Origin of the sequence: Polynucleobacter asymbioticus QLW-P1DMWA-1, assembly GCF_000016345.1 — a bacterium.
In the GTDB taxonomy this organism is placed as follows: domain Bacteria; phylum Pseudomonadota; class Gammaproteobacteria; order Burkholderiales; family Burkholderiaceae; genus Polynucleobacter; species Polynucleobacter asymbioticus.
Genome location: NC_009379.1, coordinates 2,147,272 through 2,159,490, shown reverse-complemented (window position 1 = coordinate 2,159,490; position 12,219 = coordinate 2,147,272). Strand labels below are relative to the sequence as shown.

General features: G+C 46.3%; 10 protein-coding genes and 1 pseudogene. 9 read left to right on the top strand and 2 right to left on the bottom strand.

The genetic code is table 11. From position 1 onward, the window contains the following. Positions 1-190: 190 nt before the first annotated feature. From rpmH to mnmC, 7 genes and pseudogenes are all read left to right on the top strand, one after another. Positions 191-325 carry a 50S ribosomal protein L34 gene (rpmH, locus tag PNUC_RS10805; RefSeq protein WP_011903922.1) on the top strand — a complete coding sequence of 45 codons (135 nt, stop codon included), beginning with the start codon at positions 191-193 and terminating at the stop codon, positions 323-325. A gap of 8 nt (positions 326-333) precedes the next feature. Then, positions 334-651: a ribonuclease P protein component gene (rnpA, locus tag PNUC_RS10800; protein WP_011903921.1), complete on the top strand. Its 318-nt coding sequence runs from the start codon at positions 334-336 to the stop codon at positions 649-651. Position 652: 1 nt separating this feature from the next. Next, positions 653-886, top strand: a complete 234-nt coding sequence (yidD, locus tag PNUC_RS10925; RefSeq protein WP_011903920.1) for a membrane protein insertion efficiency factor YidD — start codon at positions 653-655, stop codon at positions 884-886. Positions 887-901: 15 nt separating this feature from the next. Continuing rightward, positions 902-2,575, top strand: a complete 1,674-nt coding sequence (gene yidC, locus PNUC_RS10795; protein WP_011903919.1) for a membrane protein insertase YidC — start codon at positions 902-904, stop codon at positions 2,573-2,575. Between the two features lie 42 nt (positions 2,576-2,617). Continuing rightward, positions 2,618-3,988, top strand: a complete 1,371-nt coding sequence (gene mnmE / locus PNUC_RS10790; RefSeq protein ID WP_407635747.1) for a tRNA uridine-5-carboxymethylaminomethyl(34) synthesis GTPase MnmE — start codon at positions 2,618-2,620, stop codon at positions 3,986-3,988. A 90-nt stretch (positions 3,989-4,078) separates the two neighbouring features. After that, positions 4,079-5,944, top strand: a complete 1,866-nt coding sequence (locus PNUC_RS10785) for a phosphoenolpyruvate carboxykinase (GTP) (RefSeq protein WP_011903917.1) — start codon at positions 4,079-4,081, stop codon at positions 5,942-5,944. Positions 5,945-5,983: 39 nt separating this feature from the next. Then, positions 5,984-6,985 (top strand): annotated as a pseudogene (mnmC, locus tag PNUC_RS11140) (FAD-dependent 5-carboxymethylaminomethyl-2-thiouridine(34) oxidoreductase MnmC); the annotation flags it as partial. Between the two features lie 59 nt (positions 6,986-7,044). Here the strand turns inward: mnmC and PNUC_RS10780 are convergent. Continuing rightward, entirely contained in the window at positions 7,045-9,717 is a 2,673-nt protein-coding gene (locus PNUC_RS10780) for a DNA topoisomerase III (RefSeq protein WP_143070093.1), read from the bottom strand. A gap of 204 nt (positions 9,718-9,921) precedes the next feature. After that, positions 9,922-10,611, bottom strand: coding sequence for a DNA-processing protein DprA (gene dprA, locus PNUC_RS10775; protein WP_011903914.1), 690 nt, complete (start codon positions 10,609-10,611; stop codon positions 9,922-9,924). Between the two features lie 71 nt (positions 10,612-10,682). Between dprA and def the strand changes: the two genes are divergently transcribed. Both def and fmt read left to right on the top strand, forming a co-directional pair. Beyond that, a complete protein-coding gene (def, locus tag PNUC_RS10770; protein WP_011903913.1) occupies positions 10,683-11,198 on the top strand; it encodes a peptide deformylase in 516 nt (171 codons plus the stop codon). Between the two features lie 9 nt (positions 11,199-11,207). Further along, a complete protein-coding gene (gene fmt, locus PNUC_RS10765; RefSeq protein ID WP_011903912.1) occupies positions 11,208-12,206 on the top strand; it encodes a methionyl-tRNA formyltransferase in 999 nt (332 codons plus the stop codon). Positions 12,207-12,219: the final 13 nt, after the last annotated feature.

Sequence of the window (12,219 nt, the reverse complement as noted above, 5' to 3'; positions counted from 1 at the left end):
AAGTTATCCACAAGGTAAAAAAACGTGGAAAAGCTGTGGATAACTTGTGAATAATGGGGAAAATTCCATATAAATTAGAGCTTTAACTAAAAATTACGCTCAAATAGATAAAAACACCTATATATTCGTTCAGATGGATTGACCTTTTGCTCCGCAACAAGGAAAATACTTGGTTTTCCAGGGATCTATCATGAAAAGAACTTACCAACCCTCAGTAACACGTCGTAAACGTACCCACGGCTTTCGTATTCGGATGAAAACCAAAAGCGGACGCGCAGTTTTGAATGCACGCCGTGCAAAAGGCCGCAAGCGTTTGGCTGTTTAATTTAGCCATTGAATAGCGCAAGGATTTCTGAATTACTTAAAACTCGCCCCAAGACAAGTTTGTACTGGGGCTTGTATTCTGTTGGCGCTCAAGAGGGCGCCAAACCAGACCTCGGAATTGCGGTTGCCAAAAAATTAGCCAAACGCGCTGTTGATCGAAATCGGTTGAAGCGAATGATTCGGGCAATGATTTGGACAGCACAAGCGACAACTCTTAACAGCGATGTTGTTGTGAAGCTTAAAAAACCAGTTGGTCGCAATACCCGCGGCAGGCTCAGGAAAAAAGAAAAAGAACTTCTTCGCTCTCAAATACAAGGGCTGATTTAAAGTGCGCATCTTCAATGCTGCTGCAGTCAAAGCACTTAAGCTCTATCAATTACTGTTGAGTCCTTATGTTGGCGCGCAATGTAAATATGTGCCCAGCTGTTCACAGTATGCGTGTGACTGCTTTAAGCATTATGGATTTTTAAAAAGCTCTGGCTTAACGGTTTGGCGTCTCTTGCGCTGTAACCCTTGGTCACGGGGTGGACATGATCCTGCGGTAAAACAAACATCTCATTAATTTAAGTGAATACAAATGGACTTTAAAAAAACGATTCTTTGGGCTGTGTTTTCGCTGTCAGGTCTCATGCTTTACAACAATTGGCAGGTTCATGAGGGCAAACCTTCTATGTTTGGGGGTGCTCCAGCCACTACAGCAAGTGCGCCAAATAAATCGGGCGCCCCTGCCAAGCTAGATACACCAGTAGCAATTTCAGGCATTCCTTCAGTCACGCAAACACCTACAGCAAATTCTGCTCCCGTAGAGAGCACCCAAAAATTTGTTTTAGAAAATGAACTACTCTCCGTTGAGATCAGCGCGGCTGGTGCAAATGTAGTTGACGCAAAACTGTTGAAGGAATTAACGGCCGATCAAAAGCCAGTTGAAATATTTCAACACACACCTACACATACTTATGTTGCGCGCTCTGGTTTAGTTGCGGTAGGCAATACAGATTTGCCAAATCACACCAGCCTATTCAAGTTAGATCGCTCCGGCAAAGATGGTTCTGGAAGACCATTTCTGGTTCTTTCTAGCGAGCGTAATGGCGTCAAGCTAGAAAAAACATTCCTCTTAAATCCTGGAAGCTATGACATCTATGTTGGTCATCGAGTAACTCAAGTTACTCCAAACGGCGCACCATTAATTCTTTATACCGAAATTGTTCGCGATGGATCGGAAGAGAAAAAAATTGGCCCTTTCGGTGGAGCCTTCTCAGCGAGCACCTTTACTGGCCCAGCAATTTATACCGATGGAGGCAAATATAAAAAAGTTTCATTTGCTGATATAGAAAAAAATAAATTTACTGCACCCTCACAAATTGCAGCAGGACAGCCTGGCTGGGTTGCCATGGTTCAGCATTATTTTGCTAGCGCTTGGATTCCAGACGATAAATTACCGCGTGATATTTATTCTGGAAAAATTGATAATGACCTGTATCGCGTGGGTATGCAAACCCAGCTTGGCACCATTGCTACTGGTACTACGGTAATGGCTAATGCCCAATTATTCGTTGGCCCACAAGAAGAGCGCATGCTGGAAACGATTGCGCCGGGGCTTGAGTTATTAAAAGATTACGGCTATCTCACTATTCTGGCTAAACCAATTTTTTGGTTGTTAGAGCATATTCACAACATTGTGGGTAATTGGGGTTGGTCAATCATCCTTCTTACTGTTTTGATTAAATTGGCGTTCTTCCCGCTTTCAGCAGCCAGTTATAAATCTATGGCGCGCATGAAAGAGGTTCAGCCTCGCTTGGCGGCCATGAAAGAGCAGTACAAGGGGGAGCCACAAAAACTCAACCAAGCAATGATGGAGATGTATCGCAAGGAAAAAATCAACCCACTAGGGGGTTGTTTGCCAGTAGTGATTCAGATCCCTGTGTTTATTTCTTTGTATTGGGTGCTGCTGTCGTCTGTAGAGATGCGTGGCGCACCATGGATTTTATGGATTCATGATTTATCAGTGCCAGACCCTTACTATATTTTGCCGGTGGTTATGGCGGTATCGATGTTTGTGCAAACCAAACTTAACCCGACACCACCTGATCCTGTTCAGGCCAAAGTCATGATGTACATGCCTATCGTTTTCTCGATCATGTTCTTCTTCTTCCCTGCGGGCTTGGTTTTATATTGGGTAACCAACAACCTGTTGTCTATTGCTCAGCAATGGCAAATCAACCGCTTGTTTGGAAAGAAGCCTGCCAAATAAGTAATTGACGGCATAGGGCTTAACAGAAAAAATACGGCAATGATGACCAGAAAGGTGCCCATCATTGCCGTAGCCACCGCCCCGGGTAAAGCCGGAGTGGGCGTTGTTCGCATTAGTGGACAAGGCCTAGGTGAGCTAGTCGAAACCCTTTTTCACAGATCTCTTGCGCCACGTCAGGCAACTCTGCTGACCTTCTGCGATGCAGACAATCAACCGATCGATCAACTTCTCGCTATTTATTTTGTTGGGCCCGCATCCTTTACTGGCGAGGATGTGCTTGAGTTGCAATGCCATGGAGGGCCGCAGCTTTTGGAGCTAGTGATGAAGCGCTGCCTAGAGCTAGGAAAAGCCCTTGGCTTAGTGATCGCTGAGCCCGGTGAGTTCACTTTGCGTGCATATCTAAACAACAAGGTTGATTTGGCTCAAGCAGAAGCAATAGCCGATCTCATTGACGCACAAAGTGAGGCTGCAGTTAGGGGTGCCGCACGTTCTTTACAGGGCAGTTTTTCTGAAGACATTAATGGACTCATTGAGGAAATCACTCAATTAAGAATCTTGGTTGAGTCGACCTTAGACTTTCCTGAAGAAGAAATTGAGTTTTTGGAAAACGCTCAAGCGCGTGAAAGGCTCGCTGCTGTTAAGAAAAAGCTCGAGGCGTTGCAGGCTGGGGCTAAGCAAGGAAAAATCTTACGCGATGGAATTCAGTTGGTTCTGGCGGGCGCACCCAATGTGGGAAAGAGTTCTTTGCTCAATAGGCTTGCTGGTGAAGAGGTGGCAATTGTTACTCCAATAGCAGGCACTACCCGAGATCGAGTCAAAGAAAGTATTCAAATCGAGGGTGTGCCGATGCACATTATCGATACCGCCGGGCTGAGGAAAACAGTAGATGAAGTTGAGGCCAAAGGCATCGAAAGAACCTGGGAGGCTATTCGTTTGGCTGATTTGGTTATCTTCCTGGGGGCGCCAAATGCAGAGCCGGGACACGAAAGCTTGCGGGAAGAAATTTTAGGGGCGCTACCAGCCAAGTGCCCTATTTTGGATGTTATCAATAAATCAGACCTGATTGAGGGTGGTTTGGCTGTTAGTTCGAGCAACGAAGCCTCCCCTCTTTTAATTTCAGCCAAAACAGGCGCTGGTATTGATGCCTTAAAACAAAAAATTCTTCATGTAGTTGGATGGAATGGCGCCCAGGAGGGGGCAATTGTGTCCCGCAGAAGGCATTTAGATTGTCTTGAGCGCGCGGCAGAACATATTGCTAAATCAGAGCAATTCGCCGCAAATGGCAACAATTCACTAGAATTATTCGCAGAAGAGCTCTTTTTGGCACAAAATCACCTTGGCCAGATTACCGGAAAGCTATTGCCGGACGACCTTTTAGGGAAAATCTTTAGCCAATTTTGTATTGGTAAATAAAGGGTTTGTTCTGTGTGGGCTAAGGGCAAAAAATATGTCCAAAATGTTAAAATCGTTTGATTAAAAAATTCAATTTTCATAGGGAAACATATGACTTCAACTACCAGCGGCCAGATCAATGTGAATGCGCCGGCTTATGTAAAAAACAAGCGTCTTATTGAGTGGGTGGCCGAGGTTGCTGCTTTAACCAAACCAGACAATATTCGCTGGTGTGATGGTTCCCAGTCTGAATATGACGAGCTCTGTGAATTGTTGGTTCAGGCAGGAGTGTTTAAGCGCCTAAACCCTGCAAAGCGTAAAAATTCATTCTTAGCCTTATCTGATCCGGAAGATGTGGCCCGTGTTGAAGACCGCACATTTATTTGTTCGGCAAAAAAAGAAGATGCTGGCCCGACTAATAATTGGGTAGAGCCAAGTGAAATGCGCGCAACACTTCAACCTTTATTTGATGGTTGCATGCGCGGTAGAACAATGTATGTAGTGCCATTCTCTATGGGCCCAATCGGCTCACCAATTGCTCATATTGGGGTTGAGTTGTCTGATAGCCCTTATGTTGCAATCAACATGCGCCTCATGACCCGTATGGGCAAAGCGGTGATTGATCAGCTTGGCGCTGACGGAGAGTTTGTGCCTTGTATCCATACTGTTGGCAAGCCCTTGGCTGCTGGCGAAAAAGATGTTGCATGGCCTAATAACAAAAACAAATACATCGTTCATTACCCAGAAACTCGCGAGATCTGGTCTTTTGGTTCTGGGTATGGCGGCAATGCATTGTTAGGTAAAAAATGCTTCGCTTTGCGTATCGCCTCTAACATGGGCCGCGATCAAGGCTGGCTTGCTGAGCATATGTTGATTCTTGGTGTGACCTCCCCTGAGGGCAAGAAGTATCACATTGCCGCTGCGTTCCCATCTGCCTGTGGCAAGACAAATTTCTCCATGATGATTCCCCCAAAAGGATTTGATGGCTGGAAGGTAACCACTATTGGTGATGACATTGCTTGGATTAAGCCACGCAAAGATCCCGTTACAGGCAAAACCCGCTTATTTGCAATTAACCCAGAATCTGGTTATTTCGGCGTTGCCCCTGGTACGAATCGTCAAACCAATCAAAACTGTATCGACTCATTAAACCAAGACGTGATCTTCACAAACGTTGGCTTAACGGATGACGGTGATGTTTGGTGGGAAGGTTTAACAGAAACACCGCCAGCCCATTTGATCGACTGGCAAGGTAAAGACTGGACTCCAGCAGATGGAGCTGCTGGTCGAAAAGCAGCACACCCTAATTCACGCTTTACAGTGGCAGCAACCAACAACCCTGCGGTTGATCCGAAGTGGGATGATCCAGAAGGCGTTCCTATTGATGCGTTCTTGTTTGGCGGTCGCCGCTCCAACACAGTTCCATTGGTAAGTGAAGCGCGTGATTGGGTAGAAGGCGTATATATGGCTGCTACATTGGGCTCCGAAACTACTGCTGCAATAACCGGTCAAATCGGAGTAGTTCGTCGTGACCCATTTGCAATGATTGCATTTGCTGGCTACAACATGAGCGACTACTTCCAGCATTGGCTCAATATTGGTAAGAAGCTAGAAGCTGAAGGCGCTGTATTACCAAAAATCTATTGTGTGAACTGGTTCCGCAAAGATGAGAACGGCAAATTTGTATGGCCAGGTTTTGGCGAAAATATGCGCGTTCTTTCTTGGATTCTGAATCGCGCTGAAGGCAAGGCCAGCGGTAAAGAGACTCCATTTGGTATTACCCCGGAATACGCTGATATGCATTGGGGTGGCCTCGATTATTCCGCAGAGAAGTTCCATCAAGCTATTACCGTTGGAGTAGATGATTGGAAAAATGAATTAAAACTTCATACCGAATTGTTTGATCACCTTGGCGAGCGTTTGCCTAAAGAATTAAAAGAGACGCGTGCCAAGATCGAGCAACGTTTGAACGCCTAATCACCAATACATTCAATCGTATTTCATAGATTTATTTAAATGACCCAACCCCAACACCATGACATCGTGGTGATTGGGGCAGGCATTTGTGGTGCAACCATTAGCAATGAGTTGCTTGAGCGGGGCAAATCCGTTTGCATTATCGATGCCTCCCCCTCTCCTGCAAGCGCTTGCTCTAGCCACGCTTACGCTATTGCGCACCCTCATATTGGTAAAGGCTCACCCAGACTATTGCGTTTGACTCGCCTTGCTTTTTTATTAGCAGAGGCCCGCTGGTCAAAGGTTTGGCAGCAGCATGGCATATTTCAGCCAACCAAAAAAGACAGGGTTTTTGACAGGGCCGAAGTATTGGCGCATCTCCAGTCGCTCGATCTTAAAGAGGATATTGCCGTTCCTTTAGATTCTGAAGAGGCCGAGAAAATTTGTGGCATTTCACAAAGTGGCGTTTGGCTTCCTCGCGGAGCTTGCCTAAATTTATACGAGACGAGCAAACAGCTCCTGCAAAAGCATGAGCGACTTACCTGTCTTTGGAATACAAACGTAGTGCGCCTGGAAAGTGTTGATGGAAGATGGCTGTTATTTAATAAAACTAATCAAGCAATTGTTTCTGCAAATAAGATTGTTATTTCAGCGGCGATGCAGTCAAAAGGGTTAATGGCTAGCGTTGGTATTCGCTTACCGTTAAAGCCGGTGCGTGGTCAGCTGAGCATTTTCAATATCAAGGCCGGCGACCCCTGGGTGAGTAAGCTGCCTGGGGTCGGTATCACGGGAGACGGGTACTGTTTGCCCGCGGAACAACTGGAAGATGGGAGCTATCGTTGGATAGTGGGTTCCAGTTTTGACGAGGGAGAGGACGACCTTCATTCAAGAGAAAGCAGCGTTGACTTTAATCGTGAACAAGCCAAAGGCCTTGTCGATTTTCCCGCTGGTGATCCAAGAGCTTTAGTTAAGGCTGGTGAATTTGTTGGCGTGCGTTGTGTGGCGGGCGATAGACTGCCGATGATCGGCCCCATCATTCAGCGACCAGGAATTTTCATGGCCACAGCCTTAGGCTCACGCGGTATTTTATGGTCGGCCCTAGCGGCCAAGCTAGTGACAGCTCAGCTACTAGAGGATGACTTTGCTTTACTTGCGCGCTTGGGTTTTGCTACAGACTTGGTTGCTGCACTAGCCCCTGCACGTTTCTTTGCGGGTGCTTTAGCCGCACCACCAGCTTTGGGCGCCTTAGCCTCAAATTCAAAGCCAATTTTTCCATCTGCACCTAAAGCCAAGTAAGCCTTAAAGCCTCGCCCAGTGCGGTTCGACTTAAAGTTGGTTAAAAGATCGGTCTTGCCTTCTTTCAATAACTTTTGAACCTGTTCCTGAGAAATTTCTTGCTGTAATACTACTTTGCCGGTTTTAAAGTCACATGATTTGTTGGGTCCAGTATTGCTTTCACAAACATAACGCATACCATCTTCATAAACAGCCCCAGAGCATTTAGGGCAGGCGCCTAAAGCCAACCTGCCGGTGAAATCAATGGCTTCAGTTTCATCATCTTGTGTATTGCCAAAATCAAACTCTAGCTTGAAACCTGCATTTGGATAGTCGGCATCATCTTCTGGAATTTCGCTGAGCTTAATAATGGCTGCAAATGGGCGACCCATTTTGCTGCGAAATCCTTGCAGTGGACCAATCGTTTTCTCTCGCAACAATTCTTCTACTTCTGGATATTCGAATGCTCGACCGCCCGGTGTTTTGCTAATGGTAAAGCCACATTTTTCACAAGCAAACCGGCGATAGTTTTCTTTCACTGGGCCCTTACAGTGCGGGCATGGGGTCGACATCGTTGCGTAATCACCGGGAATGGTATCGCTGTCATATTCTTTGGCGCGTTTGACAATGCGTTGCGTCATCTGGGCAATTTCTTGCATGAAGGTGTCCCGCTTCATCTTGCCTTGCTCGATGAGAGATAGCTTGTTTTCCCAGCTTCCAGTTAGATCAGGCCGCGTTAATTCTTCTACATCCAACCCGCGCAATAAGGTCATCAACTGAAAGGCTTTGGCTGTTGGGATGAGTTCACGGGCTTCACGAACCATATATTTTTCAGCTAGCAGGCCCTCAATGATCGCTGCCCGTGTGGCAGGGGTGCCAAGACCCTTTTCTGCCATCGCTTCCCGCATCTCATCATCATCAACCCACTTGCCGGCGCTTTCCATTGCGGAGAGCAAGGTGGCTTCTGTATATCGTGCTGGCGGTTTTGTTTTTAGGGGAATAGCAGCAATGGATTCCGTTTGAACTGTTTCGCCTTCTTTGACGGGAACCAGTTCATCATCTGCTTGATTAGATCTACCGTAAACCGTTAGCCAGCCGGGATTGACAAGGACTCGCCCCTCAGTTTTAAAGTGGTGTCCAGAAGCTTCTGTAATGCGAGTGGTGACTCTAAACTCAGCTGCAGGATAGAAGACCGCCAAGAAGCGACGAACTACCAAGTCGTAGAGTTTTGCTTCTGGCTCGCTCAAAGTCTTGGGCGTTTCTAGTGTTGGGATGATTGCAAAGTGATCAGAAATTTTTGAGTTATCAAAAATACGTTTGTTTGGCTTAATCCATCCATAACCCGCTTTTGTTTTTGGATCTTTAGGGTCACCCTGCAAAATTTGCTTAGCAAAAGAACGATATTCGGATGAATGCTCCGAAAGGTTTTCCATAGTTTGTTTAACCGTATCCAAATAATCTTCTGGAAGGGCTTTTGCATCGGTACGGGGATAAGTTAATACCTTGTGACGTTCATACAGCGCTTGGGCAAGACCTAAGGTATTTTTTGCAGAAAAACCAAAGCGAGCATTTGCCTCTCGTTGCAGGCTGGTTAAATCAAATAACTGCGGCGCTAGCTGTGTTGCGGGCTTAGCTTCTTCAGTAACGGTCGCCTTTTTTCCACGACAGGCGGCAACAATGCTTTGTGCGGCAGCCTCACTCCAAAGGCGGTTTTCGCGGGCATCAGGCTCGGTGACATCCTTTTTAAACTTGGGATCAAACCACCGTCCCTCATAGATTCCAGCCGAAGCAATAAATTCCGCCTTTACTTCCCAATAGTCTTTAGATACAAACTTACGAATGAGCTCTTCCCGCTCAACCACAATAGAAAGCGTTGGTGTTTGTACACGGCCTACAGTGGTTAAAAAGAATCCACCGCTTTTGCTATTAAATGCTGTCATGGCACGAGTGCCATTAATACCCACCAACCAGTCGGCTTCTGAGCGGCAACGCGCAGCATCGGCAAGTGGTTGCATTTCATCATCGGTGCGCAAGTGAGTGAAGCCATCACGAATAGCTGCTGGGGTCATAGATTGCAGCCACAACCGTTTGACACTTTGCGAGGCTTTTGCATGTTGTGCAATCAAACGGAAAATCAGCTCACCCTCTCGTCCCGCGTCACAAGCATTGATAAGAGAGTTGATGTCCTTGCGCTTGATGAGTTTTTGTAAAACCTTTAAGCGTGCTTCTGTTTTTGCAATTGGTCGCAAATCAAAATATGGAGGTACTACAGGTAGGTTGGCAAAAGACCATTTGCCGCGTTTTACGTCATATTCTTCGGGGGCAGCAATTTCTAAAAGATGGCCAACTGCGGAGGAAATAACAAAATCATCGCTCTCAAAATAGTCCTCATGTTTGATAAAGCCGCCTAGAGCCTTGGCGATATCGTTGGCTACCGAGGGCTTCTCGGCAATGATGAGCGCCTTTGGGTTATCCACAGATGAGGTTTTTGAGCTGCTTTTGGTAGATGCTTTAGCCACGCGTTTGCCTAAATTTGAGCCTGAAATGAAGTTTTTAATACTGAAAAAGGATGATCAATTTAAACCAAATCAGGGTTTGGTCGATTGATAAGCCCTTTTTTATTATTAACCGATAAATATTGAAAAGTCCAAAAAAGCCCTTTTTTGCTACTCATGAGGCACTAAAAAAGTAAGATTTTTGGAAAAAACACCATTTAAAGTACATTAAAATGGGTTTTTAGGAATAATAAGCTCTTCTAAGACATCGTCTGGATTACGTGCCAATTTAGCTCCCTGTTGAATAAGTTGATGACATCCTCCAAAAAGGGGGTTGTAAATAGGGCCCGGAAGGGCAAATACCTCTCTTCCCAGCTCAGCAGCAAGGCGCGCTGTAATCAGGGAGCCCGATCTTTCGGCGGCTTCAATGACAACTACCCCCAAGGAGAGGGCAGCAATGATTCGGTTTCGTCGGGGAAAATGGTAAGGTTTTGGGCCGGTTCCGGCAGGGTATTCAGAGATTAAGAGTCCTTGATTGCCAATCGCATTGGCTAGGGCAGCGTGCTCCTTGGGATAGGCCATATCTAGCCCTGTGCCACATACTGCTGCTGTTTGGTAATCGGTTCCTAGACTCATCGCGCCAGTGTGTGCCGCACCATCAATGCCTCTAGCAAGCCCAGAAACAACGAGTAGGCCCGCTTTTGAAAGAGTTCTAGCAAATAGACGAGATACTTTTAGCCCTTCCATGCTGGCTTTACGGGAACCCACAATGGCAACCATGGGAGCGCTCAGGAGGTGAATATTCCCGTATATATAGAGGCATGACGGAGGGTCTGCCAGATCGTTAAGTCTAAGAGGGTAATTTTTGCTACCCCTCTGAATTTCCTGAATGGTTTTTGGGGTAATCGGGATATGCATCGCTCAATTTTGATCGCTGCATAAATGACTGCAATCAGGACAGACGGTTTGCTCTGTTGGATAATTCCCACATGGCTTTGTTAACTGTTCTTTGTTACCCCGATCAGCGCTTACATAAGGTTGCTAAACCAGTAGCGCAGGTAGACGCGCGCATTCAGAAAATCGTAGCTGATATGGCTGACACCATGTATGACGCCCCAGGGGTTGGTTTGGCAGCAACTCAGGTAGATATACATGAACGAATCGTGGTGATTGATGTATCTGATGACCAAAATGAATTAATGGTTTTTATTAATCCTGAAATTGTTTGGGCAAGCCCTGAGAAAAAATCCTGGCGAGAAGGATGCTTATCCGTGCCTGAGTTTTATGATGAAGTAGAAAGACCAGCGGAGATTAGAGTGAAGGCACTCAACCTTAAAGGAGAAGAGTTTGAGTTGGAGGCCGATGGCCTCTTGGCAGTTTGCCTGCAGCATGAGCTTGATCATCTTCAAGGGAAAGTATTTGTGGAGTACTTATCAATGCTCAAGCAAGTACGTATTTCACAAAAAATGAAAAAGCGCCTCAAAGAGTTGGCGGGTGAGCGCTAAGCGCCTTTAATGAAAATTGTTTTTGCCGGAACCCCAGAGTTTGCTGCGCAAGCAATGCGAGCTATACACGCTGCTGGCCATGAAATTGTTTTGGCGCTGACGCAACCAGACCGCCGTGCTGGCAGGGGGATGCACTTGCAAGCAAGCCCTGTTAAAGAGTTTGCGCTGGAAAAAAATATTCCTGTCTTACAGCCTGAGACTCTCAGGCGTAATAACAAGGATCCAGAGAAACAGCAACAAGCTGAAGATGCTTATCGGGCATTGATTAACACCAACTTCGATGCAATGGTCGTAGTTGCCTATGGATTGATATTGCCCCAAGAAATTTTAGATATTACTCAGCAAGCACCTCGATTTGGAAGCTTTAACATCCACGCCTCTTTGTTGCCTCGCTGGCGTGGTGCGGCACCAATTCAGCGAGCGATAGAGGCTGGTGATGCCAAAACAGGCGTCTGCATTATGCAGATGGAAGCAGGCTTAGATACTGGCGATGTTGTATTAACTGCTGATCTCGCGATTGCCTCAGATGAAACAAGTTCGTCATTGCATGATCGATTGGCAGCTTTGGGCGCAGGGCTGATTGTTGATGCCCTTTCGCTTTTGCAGGATGGGAAAGGTTTAAGTCGAACACCTCAGCCAGCTCTTGGTGTGACCTATGCGGAGAAAATATTAAAAGCTGAGGCTGATCTTGATTGGAGTTTGAGCGCGCGAGAAATTGATGCTCGTATTCGAGCCTTTAACCCCTTTCCTGGGGCTATCTCAAATTTGAATGCAGAGACGATAAAGCTCTGGAAATCACGCCTGGCCGATGAAGACGCATATAGTGAGGCTGGGCCCATCGGGGCGGTAATTGGATTTAGCGAGGATGGCGTGTTCGTGCGCTGTGGTGATGGTGTTATTGAAATACTAGAAGCCCAAAAGCCTGGTGGAAAAAAAATGAACGCAAAGACTTGCTTGCAGTCAGTAGATGCCCCAGAAAAATTATTGTGTTTTCAAACAAAGGCGTAAAAATTTTGTCCCA

Bases quoted from the DNA above. Each gene is read 5' to 3' on its own strand.
- rpmH (WP_011903922.1), top strand. From the start codon at position 191: ATGAAAAGAACTTACCAACCCTCAGTAACACGTCGTAAACGTACCCAC.
- yidC (WP_011903919.1), top strand. From the start codon at position 902: ATGGACTTTAAAAAAACGATTCTTTGGGCTGTGTTTTCGCTGTCAGGT.
- mnmE (WP_407635747.1), top strand. From the start codon at position 2,618: ATGACCAGAAAGGTGCCCATCATTGCCGTAGCCACCGCCCCGGGTAAA.
- PNUC_RS10785 (WP_011903917.1), top strand. From the start codon at position 4,079: ATGACTTCAACTACCAGCGGCCAGATCAATGTGAATGCGCCGGCTTAT.
- dprA (WP_011903914.1), bottom strand. From the start codon at position 10,611: ATGCATATCCCGATTACCCCAAAAACCATTCAGGAAATTCAGAGGGGT.
- def (WP_011903913.1), top strand. From the start codon at position 10,683: ATGGCTTTGTTAACTGTTCTTTGTTACCCCGATCAGCGCTTACATAAG.
- fmt (WP_011903912.1), top strand. From the start codon at position 11,208: ATGAAAATTGTTTTTGCCGGAACCCCAGAGTTTGCTGCGCAAGCAATG.